We start from the raw sequence: 16,791 nt of genomic DNA on the forward strand, positions 1-16,791 counted from the left end.
GTTCAGGTGGCAATCGTTCAGGCAGAGGCGGTGCTCAACCATATCTCCAGCTTGACGAGCGCGCCCGTCCAGCCATGGGTATGGCCGTCGCGCGCGGCCTCGTCGAAGAACTGCTCGTGCATCAGCACCAGCTCGCAGCCTTCGGCATCGGGCTCGATGCTCAGGGTGACGAGCGACTCGCGCTCCGGCGTGCTGCGCCAGGCCCAACTGAAGACCAGCCTGCGCTCCGGCACGACTTCGAGATACGTGCCGCTCACGTCGTGCGTCTCGCCGTCCTCCGCCAGCATGGCCACGCGAAAGCGGCCACCCACGCGCAGGTCGACTTCGGCAATGGGCACCGAGACGATTTCCTCGGGGCCGAACCAGAGCTTCAGCGCTTGCGGGTCGGTCCACGCGCGCCAGACCTTGTCGGCCGAGACACGGAAGTGCCGCCTGAGGGTGAGCGAGGGGCGCCCGGTGCCTCGGGCGGAAGGTTTTTCCATTCAGTCTCCTCCTGGTGATAGAGAAAGCGCGCCAGTGCATCGAGGCGCCCGGTCCAGAACTTCTCGTACCGCGACAACCACACGGCGGCCTCCTGCATCGGCCGGGGCGACAGCTCGCAACGCACGACGCGGCCCTCCTTCGTGCGGGAGATCAGGCCTGCGTCTTCGAGCACGCGCAGGTGCTTCATGAAGCCGGTGAGAGACATGTCGTGCGGCTCGGCCAGCTCGGTCACGCTGAGGCTGCGTTCGCCCAGGGTTTCGAGCACCGCGCGCCGGGTGGAATCGGAGAGCGCGGCGAAGACTGCGTCGAGTGCTTCGGCGTCGGGTCGGGCGGTTGAGTGAACCATGTGGTTTAGTATCTGGAAGGCCCGCAGGCTCGTCAAGCCGCGCTTCCGCAAGCACCTCCTGCCTGAAAGTGAATGCGGGCCATTGCAGCTTTCCGAGAACGTACCCCAGCGTGCGACGATTCGTCCTGAATCATCGACAGGCAAAGGAACCCTTCAATGACCGAACTGCGCCAGCCGTATTCCCCGATCGAACCTTACGAAAGCGGCATGCTCGAGGTGGGCGACGGCCACCAGATCTACTACGAGCGCGCCGGCACGCCCGGCGCCAAGCCAGCGGTGTTCCTGCATGGCGGCCCTGGCGGCGGCATCTCGCCTGAGCACCGGCGGCTGTTCGATCCGGCGCGCTACGACCTGATGCTGTTCGACCAGCGCGGCTGCGGCCGGTCGCAGCCGCACGCCGGACTGGAGGCCAACACCACATGGCACCTGGTCGCCGACATCGAACGCCTGCGCGAACTCGCCGGTGTCGACCGCTGGCTGGTGTTCGGCGGCTCATGGGGATCGACCCTGGCCCTCGCCTACGCCCAGAAGCACCCCGAACGCGTGAGCGAACTGGTGCTGCGCGGGATCTACACCGTGACCCGGGCGGAGCTCCGGTGGTACTACCAGTTCGGCGTGTCGGAGATGTTCCCCGACAAGTGGGAGAAGTTCATCGCCCCCATTCCCGAGGCCGAGCGCGGCGACATGATCGCGGCCTACCGCAAGCGGCTCACGGGTGACGACCCTGTGGTGCGCGCCGAGGCGGCGCGCGCCTGGAGCGTGTGGGAGGCCGAGACCATCACCCTGCTGCCCAGCCCTGCGATTGCCGAGGCCCACGCCGACGATCATTTCGCGCTGGCCTTCGCGCGGCTGGAAAACCACTACTTCGTGCACGACGCCTGGCTCGAGGAAGGCCAGTTGCTGCGCGACGCGCACCGGCTGCGCGGCATTCCCGGCGTGATCGTGCACGGCCGCTACGACATGCCCTGCCCCGCGCGCTTCGCCTGGGCCTTGCACAAGGCCTGGCCCGGGGCCGAGTTCCACCTGGTCGAAGGCGCGGGGCACGCCTATTCGGAGCCCGGCATCCTCGACCGGCTGCTGCGCGCGACCGACGGCTTCGCAGGCCGCTGAACCCCGGCCCGTCGCCAGCCTGTGCGACGGGCGTCCGGCCTGCTCCGGGAACGCTTTATGCGTGTTGCAGCGCAACACCAACCACCTGCGAAGGAGCGCCCCATGCTGGACCGTACCGCCACCCAGTTCTCCCATGTGAAGCCCGGCGACACAGAGTTCGTATCGGGTGGTTTGCGTGACTTTTTTCTCTATCGCGACCTGGGTATCGCCGAAGCCACCAACGGCAAGGTGATCGCGCATCTGGTCAAGGCCAACATGGCACCGGAAACGGGCACCGGCTGGCACCGCCATGAAGCGGACTTCCAGATCGTGATCATGGTCAAGGGCTGGGCCCGGTTCATGTACGAGGACAAGGAAACGCTGGTCGAGGCCGGCGACGTGGTGCACCAGCGCCCGGGCATCCGGCACTTCCTGTTCGACTACTCGCCCGATATGGAGTACCTGGAAATCGTCTCGCCGGCGGATTTCAAGAGCGTCGACGTCGATCCGGTGTGCGAGATTCCGGCGCCTACGCCCTGGAAGTAGGACAGCGGAAAACAACGGGCGGTTCGCCAAACGCAATGCAGGAAGCCTCGAACCTGTCTTCCACCTGACCTGGAACGTAAAGACGGCAGGCTGTCTCCTCAGCCAAACACCGTGCGAGGAAAGCTTCAAACAAGAGTCATTCGCAGTCAGAATCCGGCCGCTGCTGCTTTTGTTTGCACTCCCCAAAGCCTCCACGATGAACCGCACCTCCCAACCGACGCGTCGCCGCACGCCCATCGCACTCGCCCTGATCGGCCTGTGCGCCTCCTCCCTGCCCACCGCGTTCGCTCAACAACAGCAGCAGCCGCAACAGGAGGCCACGCAACCCGCGACGGCCCCCGGTACCTCCGTCCCTGCCACGCTGCGCGAAGTGCAGGTACAGGGCGCACAGGACAAGAGCAGCTTCGGCGCGAACCCGTCCTCGCTCAACCGCCTGCCGGCCGACCTGCGCGATGCGCCGCAGTCCGTCACCGTCATCAACCAGGCCGTGATGCAGTCCCAGGGCGCGACCTCGCTCGCAAGCGCGCTGCGCAACGTGCCGGGCCTCACCGTCGGCGCCGCCGAAGGCGGGCAGATCGGCACCAACATCAACCTCAACGGCTTCTCGGCACGCACCGACATCTACCTGGACGGCGCCCGTGACCGGGCCCAGTACTACCGCGACACCTTCGCACTCGAATCGGTCGAGGTGCTGATGGGCCCGTCGTCGATGCTGTTCGGCCGCGGCTCCACCGGCGGCGTGATCAACCAGGTCACGAAGAAGCCGTCGCTCACGCCCGCGGGCGAAGTCTCCGTATCGGCAAGCACGACCGGCCTCGTGCGCTCGACCATCGACATCAACCGCCCGCTGTCCGACACCTCGGCCTTCCGCATCGCGGCCATGGGCCAGCAGGGTGACGCCAGCACGCGCGAGCAGACGAAGCTGAAGGACTTCGGCCTCGACGCCTCGCTGAAGTTCGGCATCAACACGCCCACGCAGGTCACGCTCTCGGCGCTGGTGCAGCACAACCGCGACCAGCCCGACTACGGCCTGCCGCCGCTCAACGGCCATCCCGTGAAGGTCGACCGCAACACGGCCTACGGCTTCAGCGACGACCGCACGATCTCCGACATCCAGGCCTTCAGCGCGGTGGTGCAGCACAAGCTCACGGCCGACACCACGATCCGCAACCAGACCCAGTACAACGACGTGACCACCGATGCGCGCGAGACCGCGCCGCAGAGCATCGGCACGCTGTCGGCCAAGGGCGTGTTCACGCCCTTCTCCACCGGTACCACGGCCGTGCCGGCGGCTGCGTTCTCGTCGCTGCCGCTGAGCAGCCTGTGGGTGCGGCAGCAGAGCCATGACCGCACGATCCACGACAAGTCGCTGTTCAACCTCACCGAGCTCAACACGAAGTTCAGCACCGGCTCGATCAAGCACACGCTGCTGGCCGGCCTGGAACTGGGCCACGACACCTACAGCAACCAGACCTACTACCGCAACGGCACCTGCGCGGGCGTGGCGCTGAACCCGGCCGGCGGCACCAGCGGCTACGCCACCTGTTCGCCGCTGCTCGCGCCCTACCAGGGCAACACGCCGAGCACCGCGCCCACGCTGCCCGGCAACCTGGCCACGGCGAGCGCGACGACCGTCGCCGGCTACGTGAACGACACCATCGAACTGAGCCCGCAGTGGAAGCTGGTTGCCGGCGTGCGGCAGGACCACTACCGCGCGAGCATCTACAACAGCATTCCGACCTCGACCACGCTCGCCACCGAGAGCCAGACCGTCGACTTCACCAGCGTGCGCGCCGGTGCGATCTGGCAGCCGACGCCCGAGCAGTCGTACTACGTGTCGTACAGCACCTCGTTCAACCCTTCGCTCGAGCAGCTCGTGGCCACCACCGGCGCCACGCAGCCGTTGCCGCCGCAGAAGAACAAGGCCTACGAAGTCGGCGGCAAGTGGGACTTCAACGACGGCAACCTCTCGCTCACTGCCGCGGCCTTCCAGATCACGCAGACCAACGCACGCTCGCAGAACAGCGACGGCACCTACAGCGCGACCGGCACGGTGCGGGTGAACGGCGCGCGCGCCGGCGTCGCGGGCCGCGTCACCGACAAGCTGCAGCTCTTCGGTGCCTACACGCACCTGGACGCGACCATCGTCGACGGCATCGCCCCCGGCACGCTCGGCAAGGTGCCTGCCAACACGCCGAAGGATGCGGCCAGCCTGTGGGCCACCTACGCGATCACGCCCGAGTGGGAGATCGGCGGCGGCACCACCTACAGCGCGAAGCGCTATGCCAACAACACCGACCTCGTGCAGGTCGGCGGCTACGCGCGGCTGGACGCGATGGTGGCTTACCATCAGTCCAAGTACGACATCCGGCTGAACCTGTTCAACCTGGCCAACCGGCACTACTACGACGCGCTGATCCCCTCGGACGGCGGCCGTGCGGTACCGGGCTCGGGACGCGCCGCCACGCTGTCGTTCACCTACCGGCTCTGAGCCTCACAGGAGCACTCGGCACAACATGCTGGTCTGCATTCCCGGCGTCCTCGACCGCGAAGCGCTCGCGCAGGTTCGCGCGCGCCTCGACGCGGCGGGCGATGCCTGGGTCGACGGCCGCGTCACGGCCGGCCACCAGGGCGCGCCGGTCAAGTTCAACCAGCAGATCGACGAAGGCTCGACGGTGGCGCACGAATGCCAGGCCATCGTGGCCAGCGCGCTCGAACGCCATCCGACCTTCATCAGCGCGGCCCTGCCCAACCTGCTGTATCCGCCGATGTTCAACCGCTACGGCGAAGGCATGCACTTCGGCCTGCACGTGGACGGCGGCGTGCGCATCGACCCGCGCACCGGCCGCAAGCTGCGCACCGACCTGTCGGCCACGCTCTTCCTGTCGGACGCCGACAGCTACGACGGCGGCGAGCTGCAGATGGAAGACACGCACGGCATGCAGACAGTGAAGCTCGCGGCCGGTGACATGGTGCTCTACCCCGCCACCAGCCTGCACCAGGTGACGCCCATCACGCGCGGCGTGCGTGTGGCCTGCTTCTTCTGGGTGCAGAGCCTCGTGCGCGACGCGGGCGACCGCGCGCTGCTGTTCGACATGGACAACGCGATCCAGCGCCTCAACCAGAGCGGTGCCGACGAATCGGCGCGCCGCACGCTGGTGGGCACGTACCACAACCTGCTTCGCAAATGGAGCGACACCTGAGTTCTTTAAACTCCTCCGGCTCACCAGACTGATAACAACCGAGGAGAGAGAACTTGCGTATTCAAACCGCCCGCCTGACGGCCGGCGTGCTGCTCGCGTGCGCCGCTTTCGCGGCCAGCACCGGCAGCCACGCCGCATCGCCGACCACCAGCATCCCGTCCGCCCCCGCTTCGACAGCCAGCTCGCTGGAAGCCGAACAGGACGCCGCCTTCAAGGCCGCCAAGGCCGTGCAGAAGCTCGGCCCCGCCGACATCGTGCTGCGCGACCAGGCCCACCTGCAGTTGCCCGCGGGCTACGTGTGGGTGCCGACACCCGCGGCCGCGCAGTTGATGCGCAGCATGGGCAACCGCACCGACGACACCTTCATCGGCGCGATCTTCCCCGCCGACGACGCCGACTGGATGGCGGTGGTGAAGTTCGTGAAAGAGGGCTACATCAAGGACGACGACGCCAAAGACTGGAACGCCGACGACCTGCTCAAGAGCCTGAAGGAAGGCACCGAGGCCGCCAACGAGGAGCGTGCCAAGCGCGGCATTCCCGCCATCGAGGTCACCGGCTGGGCGCAGAAGCCGCAGTACGAGGCCTCGTCGCATCGCCTCGTGTGGTCGGCCCTGTCCAAGCGCAAGGGCAGCACCGACGGCAACCAGGGCGTCAACTACAACACCTACGCGCTGGGCCGCGAAGGCTACCTCAGCCTGAACCTCATCACCAACGCGAAGGACCTCGACAAGTACAAGCCGGACGCCAGCAAGCTGCTCGCCGCGATCCAGTACGACGACGGCAAGAAGTACGCGGACTTCAACTCGTCCACCGACAAGGTCGCAGCCTACGGCCTCGCAGCGCTGGTGGCGGGCGCGGCGGCGAAGAAGCTGGGCATCTTCGCGATCGTGCTGGCCTTCCTGGCCAAGTTCGCGAAAGTGGCGGTGGTGGCTGGCGGCGCAGCGCTCTGGGGCATCGCGAAGCTGTTCAAGCGCAATAGCTGAACCCGGCCGCGCTCAGGCTCCGGTAAAGCGCGGCGCGCGCTTCGCCACGAAGGCGGCAACGCCCTCGCGCGCATCCGCGCTGCCGGCACGCTCGTGCAGCAGCTTCTGCTCCAGCGCGAGGTGTTCGTCGAAGGGCCGACCGGGCGCACCAGCGCACAACTGCTTGATCGCCGCGAACGATCCGCTCGCGCCATGGGCGAGCCGCATGACGAGTGCTTCGGCGGCGGCCGCGAGTTCGGCATCCGGATGGAGCGCATCGACGGCACCCCACGCCAGGCAGCGCTGGCTGTCGACGGCATCGCTCAGCATCAGCAACCGCTGCGCACGCACAGGCCCCACGCGGCGCGCGAGGAAGTACGAGGCGCCGGCATCCGGCGACAACCCGATAGCCGCGTAGCCCGTGCGCAGCTTCATCGATTCGGCGGCGAGCACGAAGTCGCCGCACAACGCGAGCCCGACGCCCGCGCCTCCCACCGCTCCATTCACCGCGACGACCAGCGGCGCAGGGTTGTTCGACAGGCGCAGCAATGCCGGATGCAGGCCGTCCAGCATCTCGTTAACCAACTCGGGCAGCGCCTCTCCGGCCGCCACGAATTCGTCGATGTCGCCACCGGCGCAGAACACCCGGCCCTCGCCGGTCAGCAGGATGGCGTGCGGCCTTCGCTCCAGCACTTCGTCGATGGCCCTTACCAGCGCACGCCCGTTCGCGGCGCCGAGGGCATTCGCGTGCCCGGGCCGCTTCAGCACGATGCGGCCGACGCCCTCCTCCACGCCCCAGGCGATGCCTTCGCTGAAGTCCACGTTCAGATCCCCGTGAGGCCGCCGGTGCACATCAGCGTCTGCCCGCTCACGTAATCGGACTCGGGCGCGCACAGCAGATACACCGCGCCGGCCGCCTCTTCGGGCGTGCCGCCGCGACCCAGCGGAATGGACTGCTCCATCATCGCCAGCAGCCCCGGGTTGATGCCGACCTTGATCTCGCGCCCCTCGATGTTCGCGGTGGTGGCCTCGGCGGTGCTTGCGGTCAGCCGGGTCTGGATGAAGCCGAAGGCCACGCAGTTGACCGTCACGTTCATGCGGCCCCACTCCTTGGCCAGCGTCTGCGTCATGCCGACGATGCCGGCCTTGGCGGTCGAGTAATTGGCCTGCCCCGCGTTGCCGAACAGCCCCGCCACCGACGAGATGTTGACCACCTTGCGCACCACGCGCCGGCCCGCCTCGGTCTCGGACTTCGACAGCGCGCGGATCACCGGCTGCGCCGCGCGCAGGATGCGGAACGGCGCTGTCAGGTGCACGTCGATCATGGCGTACCACTGCTCGTCGGTCATCTTCTGCACCACGCTGTCCCAGGTGTAGCCGGCGTTGTTGACGATGATGTCCAGCCCCTTGAACTCGTTCACCGCCGTGCCGACGAAGCGTTCGGCGAAGTCCGGTGCGGCCACGCTGCCGACGCAGGCCACGGCCTCGCCGCCTGCGGCACGAATGGCTTGAACAGCCTCTTCGGCCGGGGCCGCATCGAGGTCGTTGACGACGACGCGCGCGCCTTCGGATGCGAGCTTGAGCGCGATGGCCCGGCCGATGCCACGACCCGAACCTGTGATGAGGGCGACCTTGCCGCCGAGCTTGAGTGTCATGTCTCTGTTCTTTCGTTGTCGGTGTGATTCAGCGCAGCGCGACCAGCGCCTCGCCGGCGATGCGCGTCTGCCCGTATTGATTGGCGCTGTGTACTTCCACGCGCACGCAGCGCTCGCCTTCGTGCTCGAGCTTCTCGACCACCCGCCCGCTACACCGCACCGCGTGCCCCAGGTGCGTGATGCCCTGGAAGCGCACGTCGAAGCGGCGCAGCTGCGACTGCGGCGCCCACTGCGTGAGCAGCCGGCCGAGCCAGGCCATGCCCAGCATGCCCTGCGCGAACACGTCGGGCATGCCGGACTTGCGCGCGAAGTCGGTGTCGATGTGGATGGGGTTGTGGTCGCCCGAGGCGCCGGCGAAGAGTGCGAGCGTGGTTCGGTCCACGGGTGGCAGCTGCAGCGAGGGCAGCTCGTCGCCGATCTTCACGGCGTCGTATGTCGGAGCATTCATCGGTGCGGATTCCTTCATCAATGGCGGCAGACGATCACCGTACGCAGCTCGGCCACCAGTTCGTCGCGCTGGTTGGTGGCGCGCGAGGTCTTGATGACGAATTCGAGCGCGCCGTTCTTCTTGTCGTAGATGTCGGTGATGGTGGAGCGCACCGTCACCGTGTCGCCTACGCAGGCGGGCTTGTGGTAGCTGAAGCCCTGCTCGCCGTGCAGCAGCTTCGACAGCGGAATGCCCAGGTCGGCCAGCAGCCGGTCGGACGCGCCGGAGTCCAGCTCGGCCGCGAACAGGAATGTCGGCGGCGCGGGCAGGTCGGGGTAGCCGGCATCGCGCGCGGCGGCGGCGTCGGTGTAGACAGGGTCGGTCTCGCCGATGGCCTTGGCGAAGAACTGCAGGCGGGTGCGCTCGATGGGCAGCACCGATGCGGGCAGCTCGTGGCCGATCCACTTCTTGTCGATCATCTGCCGGCCTTTCTCAGACGCGCTCGTAGAGCGTCACCACGCAGGCGCCGCCCAGGCCGAGGTTGTGCTGCAGCGCCAGCCGTGCGCCCTCGACCTGCCGCTTGTCGGCCGTGCCCCGGAGCTGCTGGACCAACTCCGTACATTGCGCCAGCCCCGTGGCACCGAGCGGGTGGCCCTTCGACAGCAGCCCGCCCGACGGATTGGTGACGACCTTGCCGCCGTAGGTGTTGTCGCCGTCCACCACGAACTTCTCCGCGCCGCCCACCGGGCACAGGCCCAGCGCCTCGTAGCTGATGAGCTCGTTGTGCGCGAAGCAGTCGTGCAGCTCGACCACGTCCACGTCCTGCGGGCCGACGCCGGCTGCGTCGTACACCTTCTGCGCGGCCTCCTGCGCCATGCTGAAGCCGACCACCTCGCGCATGTCGCGGCTCTCGAAGGTGACGGGGCGGTCGGTGGTCATGGCCTGCGCCTTGATGCGCACGCTGCGGTCCAGGCCGTGGCGCTCGGCGAAGCGGGGCGAACACACGATGGCCGCCGCCGCGCCGCAGGTGGGCGGGCAGGCCATCAGCCGCGTCATCACGCCGGGCCACATGACGGGCGCGGCCATCACCTCGTCCTCGGTGACGACGGTGCGGAACAGCGCCACCGGGTTGTTCGACGCATGGCGGCTGGCCTTGGCGCGGATCTTCGCGAAGGTCGACATCTGCGTGCCGTACTGCTGCATGTGCGCCAACCCGGCGCCGCCGAAGTAGCGCAGCGCGAGCGGCACCTGCTCGTTGCCGACCAGCTCGTCGGTGATGTTCTCGAAGTGGTCGAAGGGGCTGGGCCGGTCGTTGAACACCGCGCCGAGCGCGCCGGGGCTCATGTGCTCGAAGCCCAGCGCCAGCACGCAGTCGGCCGCGCCGCTGGCCACGGCCTGGCGCGCGAGGAAGAGAGCGGTCGAGCCGGTCGAGCAGTTGTTGTTGACATTGACGACCGGAATGCCCGTCATGCCCACCTCGTACAGCGCGCGCTGGCCGGCGGTGGAGTCGCCGTACACGTAGCCCACGTAGGCCTGCTGCACCAGCTCGTAGCCGATGCCGGCGTCCTTCAATGCTGCGTTCGTGGCATGGGCGGCCATCTGCGGATAGGGCTGGTTCGCCCCCGGCTTGGTGAAGGGGATCATGCCGACCCCGACCACATGGACGTCTTGACTCATGAAAGGCTCCTTGGAAGTTCGAATGGAAAAAACAGGCAGGCTCAGGCCACGCTTCTCTGGCGGTCCTGCCAGAAGGGTTCGCGCAGCTTGGTCTTCAGCACCTTGCCGGCGCCCGACAGCGGCAGCGCGTCGACGACGGCCACGCTGCGCGGGCACTTGTAGCCGGCGATCAGCGTCTTGCAGTGGGCGATCAGCTCTTCGGGCTGCACGCCCTGCCCCGGCTTGAGCACCAGCACGGCGTGCACCGCCTCGCCCCACTCCTCGCTCGGGATGCCGATGACGGCGCAGGCCGCCACCGCGGGATGCTGGTTGATGGCGTTCTCGACCTCGGCCGAATAGACGTTCTCGCCGCCGCTGATGATCATGTCCTTCATCCGGTCGACCACGAAGATGAAGCCGTCGTCGTCCATGTAGGCGCCGTCGCCGGTGTGCATCCAGCCGTCGCGCAGCGCGGCGGCCGTCTGCTCGGGCTTGTTCCAGTAGCCCTGCATCACGTTGGGGCCGCGCACGGCCACTTCGCCGACGGTGCCGCGCGGCACTTCGTTGTCGTCGGCATCGACGACGCGCACTTCCATGCACACGGCGGCGCGCCCCGCCGAGCGCAGCTTGCCGCGCTTGCGGCCCTCAGCCGTATGCAGTTCGGCAGGCAGGAGCGTGGCGATGGGCGACAGCTCCGTCATGCCGTAGGCCTGCACGAAGCCGACGCCGGGGAACGCCTCCATCGCCCGGTTGAGCACGGCCTCGGAAATGGGCGAGGCGCCGTAGGTGATGTTCTTCAGGCTGCCCAGATCGCGCGGCTCCCGCATGGCGGGGTGATCCACCAGCATCTGGATCATGGTGGGCACCAGCAGCAGGCTGGTGACGCGGTCGCGCTCGATGGTGTTGAGCACGCCTTCGGGCGTGAACATCGGGATGATCGAATGCGTATTGCCCGCGAACCAGTGCGGCGTGGCCAGCCCCATGTCGGCCAGGTGGAACATCGGCGCGGCATGCAGGTAGCTGCCGCCGGCCGGAGCCAGGCCCTCGGCCTGCGCCGCGAGCGCCGAGCTGCAGATGTTGGTGTGGCTCAGCATCACGCCCTTGGGAAAGCCGGTGGTGCCGCCGGTGTAGAAGATGCCGGCCAGGTCCTCGCCGCGGCGCACGGCGTCAGGCACCGGCGTTGCGGCGTCGATCAGGCCTTCGTAGCTGTGCATGCCGGCCGGCGTGGCCCCATCGCCGCAGTAGACGACTTCGCGCAGGCTCTTCGACTGGCCGCGCATCTGCTCGACCACGGGCCGGAAGGTCTCGTCGACCAGCAGGATGCCGGAGCCGGAGTCTTCCAGCGAGTAGAGGATCTCGGCGGCCGACCAACGGATGTTGCAGGGGTTGAGCACGCCGCCGCCCCAGGGCACGGCCATCTGGTACTCCAGATAGCGGTCGGAGTTGAGCGACAGCATGGCAACGCGGTCGCCCGCCTGCATGCCCAGCCGCTGCAGCGCGCCGGCCAGCCGCGCGACGCGTTCGGCGAAGTCGCGGAAAGTCCGGGCACGACCGGCGAAACGCACGGCAATGGCGTCAGGGCGCTGCTGCACGGCCCGGTGAAGGCCCTGGGTCAGGTACATGGGTTTGTCTCCGTCTCGTTCTTGTGCAGACGCATGGTAGAAATCCAGCCGCCGCCCGGCGATTGCACTTCGCTTCGATCGCATGGCAGAAAAGGTCAATCGACAGAGACATGCTGCAGCCGCCCGTCACCATCCCGATCGCCTTCGTCCTCGGCATGCTGTCGGGCATCCGTGCACGGCCCGGCGAGGCGCTCGTCGACGTCGACAAGGCGCTGGAAGACGCGGGCATTGCCCCGGCACTGCTCGATGAAGCCGGTGCCCGCGTCACGGCCGAGCAGTACGTGGCGCTATTCGCCCTGCTGATGGAGCGCATGGACGACGAGGCCCTGGGCTTTCTTACCCGGCGCCTGCGCTGCGGCAGCTTCGCGCTGATGACGCGTTCCACGCTGGGCGCGCGCACCTTCGAGGCGGCGCTGCGACGCGTCGCGCACACCTTCAGCCTGCTGCAGGACGACCTGTCGCTGGTGCTGCTGCACGAAGGCCCGCTCGCGGGCTTCGGGGTGAAGCTGAACATCCAGCTCGCCACGCACCAGAACTTCCTGCACGAGCTGATGCTGCGGGTGTACTGGCGGCTGTTCGCGTGGCTGCATGGCGGCCGGCTGGTGGCGCGCCGCTTCGACTTCGGCTTCGAGCTGCCGCCCTATGCGGACGGCTACGCCAAGGTGTTTCCGGGGCCGCTGCAGTTCGGCCAGCCGCTGTCGGCCGTGTGGTTCGACGCCAGCGCGCTCGACACGCCGGTGCACCGCGACGCGCAGGAGATGCAGGTTTTTCTGGCTGCCGCGCCGGCCAACGTGATCCTCCCGCGTCTTGCCGAGCAGGCTGTGAGCGCACGGGTGCGCGCGGTGCTGCAGCAGCATCGCCCCGCCTGGGCCGACCTGGCGACCACGGCGGGCGTGCTGCACATGTCGGTCAGCACGCTCCAGCGGCACCTGGCAACGGAAGGCACCTCGTTCCAGGCGTTGAAGGACCAGTTGCGGCGCGACCTCGCCATCGTGCGGCTCAACACCAGCACCGTGCCGCTCGCGGCACTGGCCGAGGAACTGGGTTTCGCCGACAGCGCGGCCTTCCAGCGGGCCTTCAAGGCATGGACCGGCGGTGCGCCGGGCTCGTACCGGCGGCGCACGCCAGCGGATTGAGTTTTCAGGATTTCCCGAAATTACAGCCATCCGCGCGACAATCCGGCGCATGGCAACTTCCTCCGATCTACCTCCCCTCAACCGCCAGTTCGTCGCCCATTTCGGCGAGATGGGCAGCAAGTGGGGCATCAACCGCACAGTCGGGCAGATCTACGCGCTGATCTTCCTTTCGGAGCGCGCGCTCAACGCCGACGAGATCGCCGAGCTGCTCGAGTTCTCTCGCTCCAACGTCAGCATGGGCCTGAAGGAGCTTCAAGCGTGGCGGCTGGTGCATCTTCGGCACCACCCCGGCGACCGGCGCGAATACTTCGAGGCGCCTTCCGACGTATGGGAAATCTTCCGCGTGCTGGCAGAGGAGCGCCGCCGCCGCGAGATCGAACCCACGCTCTCGATGCTGCGCAACGCGCTGCTCGAATCGCCCACGAGCGACGCGGAGCGCCACGCGCAGGAACGCATGCGCGAGATGCACGACCTGATCGACCGGCTGATGAAATGGTTCGACGACGTGCAGCGGCTCGCGCCCGAGACCGCCATGAAGCTCATGGGCATGGGCGCGACCGTGACGAAGGTGCTGACGCTCAAGGACCGCATCACCGGCGGCGGAGCGTCGAAGAAGAAGGCCGCCGAATAGCGCGAACGGCCTTCCTTCTCTTTCTTTTCTAGAGCCGCTCCTGCCCCGAAGACGGCTCAGGCGTTCCGAGCTTGGCCTTGCGAACGGCCTCGTCGTCCATGAGTTCGTACCACATGGCATTGAGTACGGCGAAAGCGGCTGCCAGCGGCAGGCCGAGGATCCAGGCGAAGTACCACATCGTTTTTCCTCCGTTCGTTTGTCAGTAGGCGTGCCCGCTCTCGTCGCGGATGGCCTGTTCGTCGACCTTGCCCCACAACACGCGGTAGACCCAGCTGGTGTAGGCCACGATCAGCGGAATGAAGAAGGCCGTGACCACCAGCATGATGAACAGCGTGAGGTGGCTCGACGACGAGTCCCACACCGTGAGGCTGGCGCGCGGATCGATCGACGACGGCAGGATGAACGGGAACATCGATGCGCCCACGCTCAGGATGATGCCGGCGATGCCGAGCGCCGCCGTCAGCAGCGCGAACACGGGGCGGCGCAGCGCGAGGCCGAGCAATGCCCCCAGCGCGCCGACGAAGCCGGCAACCGGCGCGGCCAGCGTCCACGGATGCGCCGCATAGTTGGAAGTCCACGCACCTGCGTGCAGCTCGACCGTCTTCAGCATCGGGTTCGACGGCCCCGCCACGTCGACTACGCTGCTGATGCGGAATCCGCCGATGCTCGTCGCCAGCAGCACGCCTGCGACCGCGTACAGCACGATGGTGAGCACCGCGGCAACCATGCCGTAGGTGCGAGCGCGCTCGGCCACCTGTCCCGCTGTCTTCAGCAGCAGCCATGCGGCACCGTGCATCACGAGCATCGCCACCGACACCAGTCCGCAGAGGATGGCGAACGGATTCAGCAGGTCGAAGAAGCCGCCGTCGTAGAAGATGTGCATGTCGGCGTTGAAACGGAACGGCACGCCCTGCAGCACGTTGCCCACGGCCACGCCGCAGATCAGCGCGGGCACGAAGCCGCTGAAGAACAGCACCCAGTCCCAGCGCGAACGCCACTGCGGCGACTCACGCTTGCTGCGGAACTTGAAGGCCACGGGCCGCAGGATCAGCGCCGTGAGAATCACGAACATCGCCAGGTAGAAGCCCGAGAACGACACGGCGTACAACTGCGGCCACGCCGCGAAGACCGCGCCGCCGCCGAGGATCAGCCAGACCTGGTTGCCCTCCCACACCGGGCCCACGCTGTTGATGACGACGCGGCGCTCGATGTCGTTGCGCGCGGCGAAGGGCAGCAGCATGCCGCTGCCCAGGTCGAAGCCGTCGGTTACTGCAAAGCCCACCAGCAGCACGCCGATCAGCAGCCACCAGATGAAGCGCAGGGTTTCATAGTCGAGGAGTGTGTGGAGGATCATGCAGCGCTCCCGACGGAAGGAGAAGGAATGGCCGCGCCCGCATGGGCCGGCGGAACGTGCGAGAGCGTGTCGCCTTCATCGGGCGCGTGCTCTGCCTCAGGCCCCTTGCGGATGGCCTTGAGCATCAGCTTCATCTCGATGACGAGCAGCGTGGTGTAGATCGCGATGAAGCCTGCGAGCGTGAGCAGCAGCGTCTTCACTCCGAGGTTCGACACGGCCACCGCGGTCGGCAGCACGCCTTCGATCACCCACGGCTGGCGGCCGAACTCGGCCACCAGCCAGCCCGACTCGATGGCGATCCACGGCAGCGGAATGGCGAACACAGCGACCTTCAGCAACCAGCGGTAGCTGTCGAGCTTGCGGCGCGCCGAGAGCACGAAGAAGGTGCCCGTCAGCAGGATCAGCAGCATGCCGATGCCCACCATCACGCGGAACAGCCAGAAGAGCGGCGCCACCTGCGGCACGGTGTCCCATGCCGCCTTGGCGATCTGCTCGTCCGTGGCCTGGCGCGGATCGTCCACGTAGCGCTTGAGCAGCAGCGCGTAGCCCATGTTGATGCCGTTGTCCTCGAAGTCGCCGCGCACGCCCTGCGTCACCTTGTCGGGGCCGCCGGCCTCGCGGATCTTCTGCAGCGCGTCATAAGCCTTCAGGCCTTCGCGGATGCGGGCCTCGGCGCGCTTCACGAGCTCGTCGATGCCGGGCATCACCGTGTTGAGCGAGCGTGTGCCGATCAGGCCCATCACCGCCGGAATGTGGATGGCGTAGTGCGTCTCGCGCGCCTCCTGGTCGGGGAAGCCGACGACGGTGAAGGCGGCGGGCGCAGGCTGCGTCTCCCACATGGCTTCGATGGCGGCGAGCTTCATCTTCTGGTGTTCGCCCGAGAGATAGCCGCTCTCGTCGCCGAGCACGGCCACCGAGAGCGCGGCAGCCAGGCCGAAGGAGGCCGCGACCGTCATCGAGCGCTTGGCCAGTTCGAGGTGACGCCCCTTGAGCACGTACCAGGCCGACACGCCGAGCACGAACACCGCAGCGCACACATACCCCGCCGACACGGTGTGCACGAACTTGGCCTGCGCCACCGGGTTGGTCAGCACGGCCGCGAAGTCGGTCACTTCCATGCGCATGGTCTGTGGATTGAAGGCCGCGCCCACCGGGTTCTGCATCCAGCCGTTGGCGATGAGGATCCACAGCGCCGAGAAGTTGGACCCGATGGCCACCGCCCAGGTGGAGATCAGGTGGCCCACCTTGGAGAGCTTGTCCCAGCCGAAGAAGAACAGGCCGACGAAGGTGGCTTCCATGAAGAAGGCCATCAGCCCCTCGATGGCCAGCGGCGCGCCGAAGATGTCGCCGACGTAGTGGCTGTAGTAGCTCCAGTTCATGCCGAACTGGAACTCCATCACGATGCCGGTGGCGACGCCCATCGCGAAGTTGATGCCGAAAAGCACGCCCCAGAACTTCGTCATGTCGCGCCAGATCACGCGGCCGGTCATCACGTAGACCGTCTCCATGATGGCGATGATGATCGAGAGTCCGAGCGTGAGCGGCACGAACAGGAAGTGATACAGCGCCGTGACGGCGAACTGCAGGCGCGATAACGCGACGATGTCGAGATCCATGATGGGGTTCTTCCTTTCTTCTTTCCTTGTGTTCCCTGTTTCCTGCTGGCTGTCTGGCTTGCGGA

General features: G+C 67.4%; 18 protein-coding genes. 7 read left to right on the forward strand and 11 right to left on the reverse strand.

Going from position 1 to position 16,791, the window contains the following annotated elements; genetic code table 11:
• Positions 1-17: 17 nt before the first annotated feature.
• Together EJO71_RS27305 and EJO71_RS27310 are read right to left on the reverse strand one after the other, a co-directional pair.
• On the reverse strand, positions 18-482 hold the full coding sequence (locus EJO71_RS27305) for an SRPBCC domain-containing protein (RefSeq protein ID WP_125951936.1): 465 nt from the start codon (positions 480-482) through the stop codon (positions 18-20).
• Positions 371-829, reverse strand: coding sequence for a metalloregulator ArsR/SmtB family transcription factor (locus tag EJO71_RS27310; RefSeq protein ID WP_125951935.1), 459 nt, complete (start codon positions 827-829; stop codon positions 371-373). Before EJO71_RS27310 ends, EJO71_RS27305 begins: the two co-directional genes overlap by 112 nt.
• A 156-nt stretch (positions 830-985) precedes the next feature.
• Between EJO71_RS27310 and pip the strand changes: the two genes are divergently transcribed.
• The 5 genes from pip to EJO71_RS27335 all read left to right on the forward strand — a co-directional run bounded on the left by pip (position 986) and on the right by EJO71_RS27335 (position 6,650).
• Positions 986-1,939: a prolyl aminopeptidase gene (gene pip / locus EJO71_RS27315; protein WP_125951934.1), complete on the forward strand. Its 954-nt coding sequence runs from the start codon at positions 986-988 to the stop codon at positions 1,937-1,939.
• A 102-nt stretch (positions 1,940-2,041) separates the two neighbouring features.
• Positions 2,042-2,464, forward strand: a complete 423-nt coding sequence (locus EJO71_RS27320; RefSeq protein WP_125951933.1) for a cupin domain-containing protein — start codon at positions 2,042-2,044, stop codon at positions 2,462-2,464.
• 196 nt (positions 2,465-2,660) lie between these two features.
• Positions 2,661-4,955 carry a TonB-dependent siderophore receptor gene (locus EJO71_RS27325; RefSeq protein WP_125951932.1) on the forward strand — a complete coding sequence of 765 codons (2,295 nt, stop codon included), beginning with the start codon at positions 2,661-2,663 and terminating at the stop codon, positions 4,953-4,955.
• A gap of 25 nt (positions 4,956-4,980) precedes the next feature.
• A complete protein-coding gene (locus tag EJO71_RS27330; protein WP_125951931.1) occupies positions 4,981-5,667 on the forward strand; it encodes a Fe2+-dependent dioxygenase in 687 nt (228 codons plus the stop codon).
• Between the two features lie 53 nt (positions 5,668-5,720).
• Positions 5,721-6,650: a DUF2167 domain-containing protein gene (locus EJO71_RS27335; protein WP_125951930.1), complete on the forward strand. Its 930-nt coding sequence runs from the start codon at positions 5,721-5,723 to the stop codon at positions 6,648-6,650.
• A 12-nt stretch (positions 6,651-6,662) separates the two neighbouring features.
• Here the strand turns inward: EJO71_RS27335 and EJO71_RS27340 are convergent, their stop codons facing one another.
• From EJO71_RS27340 to EJO71_RS27365, 6 genes are read right to left on the reverse strand one after another with little or no spacing between them, the layout of a single operon-like run.
• A complete protein-coding gene (locus EJO71_RS27340; protein WP_125951929.1) occupies positions 6,663-7,451 on the reverse strand; it encodes an enoyl-CoA hydratase-related protein in 789 nt (262 codons plus the stop codon).
• Between the two features lie 2 nt (positions 7,452-7,453).
• A complete protein-coding gene (locus tag EJO71_RS27345; protein ID WP_125951928.1) occupies positions 7,454-8,284 on the reverse strand; it encodes an SDR family oxidoreductase in 831 nt (276 codons plus the stop codon).
• Positions 8,285-8,312: 28 nt separating this feature from the next.
• Positions 8,313-8,732, reverse strand: coding sequence for a MaoC family dehydratase (locus tag EJO71_RS27350; RefSeq protein ID WP_125951927.1), 420 nt, complete (start codon positions 8,730-8,732; stop codon positions 8,313-8,315).
• 17 nt (positions 8,733-8,749) lie between these two features.
• A complete protein-coding gene (locus EJO71_RS27355) occupies positions 8,750-9,190 on the reverse strand; it encodes a MaoC family dehydratase N-terminal domain-containing protein (protein ID WP_125951926.1) in 441 nt (146 codons plus the stop codon).
• Positions 9,191-9,203: 13 nt separating this feature from the next.
• The gene (locus EJO71_RS27360) at positions 9,204-10,388 is read right to left on the reverse strand and encodes a lipid-transfer protein (protein ID WP_125951925.1); all 1,185 of its coding nucleotides are present in this window, start codon (positions 10,386-10,388) and stop codon (positions 9,204-9,206) included.
• Between the two features lie 41 nt (positions 10,389-10,429).
• The gene (locus EJO71_RS27365; RefSeq protein ID WP_125951924.1) at positions 10,430-11,989 is read right to left on the reverse strand and encodes a long-chain-fatty-acid--CoA ligase; all 1,560 of its coding nucleotides are present in this window, start codon (positions 11,987-11,989) and stop codon (positions 10,430-10,432) included.
• Between the two features lie 110 nt (positions 11,990-12,099).
• On the opposite strand from EJO71_RS27365, the gene EJO71_RS27370 reads away from it, so the two are divergent.
• Both EJO71_RS27370 and EJO71_RS27375 read left to right on the forward strand, forming a co-directional pair.
• Positions 12,100-13,125, forward strand: coding sequence for an AraC family transcriptional regulator (locus tag EJO71_RS27370; RefSeq protein ID WP_125951923.1), 1,026 nt, complete (start codon positions 12,100-12,102; stop codon positions 13,123-13,125).
• 49 nt (positions 13,126-13,174) lie between these two features.
• Positions 13,175-13,756 carry a GbsR/MarR family transcriptional regulator gene (locus EJO71_RS27375; RefSeq protein WP_125951922.1) on the forward strand — a complete coding sequence of 194 codons (582 nt, stop codon included), beginning with the start codon at positions 13,175-13,177 and terminating at the stop codon, positions 13,754-13,756.
• 28 nt (positions 13,757-13,784) lie between these two features.
• On the opposite strand, the gene cydX is transcribed toward EJO71_RS27375, so the two are convergent.
• Genes cydX through EJO71_RS27390 form a run of 3 tightly spaced genes read right to left on the reverse strand, consistent with a single transcriptional unit; the run spans position 13,785 to position 16,726 of the window.
• Positions 13,785-13,934 carry a cytochrome bd-I oxidase subunit CydX gene (cydX, locus tag EJO71_RS27380; RefSeq protein WP_093201312.1) on the reverse strand — a complete coding sequence of 50 codons (150 nt, stop codon included), beginning with the start codon at positions 13,932-13,934 and terminating at the stop codon, positions 13,785-13,787.
• Positions 13,935-13,955: 21 nt separating this feature from the next.
• Positions 13,956-15,110 carry a cytochrome d ubiquinol oxidase subunit II gene (gene cydB, locus EJO71_RS27385; RefSeq protein ID WP_125951921.1) on the reverse strand — a complete coding sequence of 385 codons (1,155 nt, stop codon included), beginning with the start codon at positions 15,108-15,110 and terminating at the stop codon, positions 13,956-13,958.
• Positions 15,107-16,726 (reverse strand): cytochrome ubiquinol oxidase subunit I, encoded by a 1,620-nt coding sequence (locus EJO71_RS27390; protein WP_125951920.1) that lies wholly within the window; start codon positions 16,724-16,726, stop codon positions 15,107-15,109. The genes cydB and EJO71_RS27390 overlap by 4 nt, the downstream gene beginning before the upstream one ends.
• Positions 16,727-16,791 lie beyond the last annotated feature (65 nt).

The sequence above is a fragment of the Variovorax sp. 679 genome (assembly GCF_003952185.1).
Classification (GTDB): Bacteria; Pseudomonadota; Gammaproteobacteria; order Burkholderiales; family Burkholderiaceae_C; genus Variovorax.

Bases quoted from the DNA above. Each gene is read 5' to 3' on its own strand.
- EJO71_RS27365 (WP_125951924.1), bottom strand. From the start codon at position 11,989: ATGTACCTGACCCAGGGCCTTCACCGGGCCGTGCAGCAGCGCCCTGAC.
- EJO71_RS27360 (WP_125951925.1), bottom strand. From the start codon at position 10,388: ATGAGTCAAGACGTCCATGTGGTCGGGGTCGGCATGATCCCCTTCACC.
- pip (WP_125951934.1), top strand. From the start codon at position 986: ATGACCGAACTGCGCCAGCCGTATTCCCCGATCGAACCTTACGAAAGC.
- EJO71_RS27320 (WP_125951933.1), top strand. From the start codon at position 2,042: ATGCTGGACCGTACCGCCACCCAGTTCTCCCATGTGAAGCCCGGCGAC.
- EJO71_RS27345 (WP_125951928.1), bottom strand. From the start codon at position 8,284: ATGACACTCAAGCTCGGCGGCAAGGTCGCCCTCATCACAGGTTCGGGT.
- EJO71_RS27350 (WP_125951927.1), bottom strand. From the start codon at position 8,732: ATGAATGCTCCGACATACGACGCCGTGAAGATCGGCGACGAGCTGCCC.
- EJO71_RS27330 (WP_125951931.1), top strand. From the start codon at position 4,981: ATGCTGGTCTGCATTCCCGGCGTCCTCGACCGCGAAGCGCTCGCGCAG.
- EJO71_RS27310 (WP_125951935.1), bottom strand. From the start codon at position 829: ATGGTTCACTCAACCGCCCGACCCGACGCCGAAGCACTCGACGCAGTC.
- EJO71_RS27355 (WP_125951926.1), bottom strand. From the start codon at position 9,190: ATGATCGACAAGAAGTGGATCGGCCACGAGCTGCCCGCATCGGTGCTG.
- cydX (WP_093201312.1), bottom strand. From the start codon at position 13,934: ATGTGGTACTTCGCCTGGATCCTCGGCCTGCCGCTGGCAGCCGCTTTC.
- EJO71_RS27375 (WP_125951922.1), top strand. From the start codon at position 13,175: ATGGCAACTTCCTCCGATCTACCTCCCCTCAACCGCCAGTTCGTCGCC.
- EJO71_RS27370 (WP_125951923.1), top strand. From the start codon at position 12,100: ATGCTGCAGCCGCCCGTCACCATCCCGATCGCCTTCGTCCTCGGCATG.
- EJO71_RS27305 (WP_125951936.1), bottom strand. From the start codon at position 482: ATGGAAAAACCTTCCGCCCGAGGCACCGGGCGCCCCTCGCTCACCCTC.
- EJO71_RS27325 (WP_125951932.1), top strand. From the start codon at position 2,661: ATGAACCGCACCTCCCAACCGACGCGTCGCCGCACGCCCATCGCACTC.
- EJO71_RS27390 (WP_125951920.1), bottom strand. From the start codon at position 16,726: ATGGATCTCGACATCGTCGCGTTATCGCGCCTGCAGTTCGCCGTCACG.
- cydB (WP_125951921.1), bottom strand. From the start codon at position 15,110: ATGATCCTCCACACACTCCTCGACTATGAAACCCTGCGCTTCATCTGG.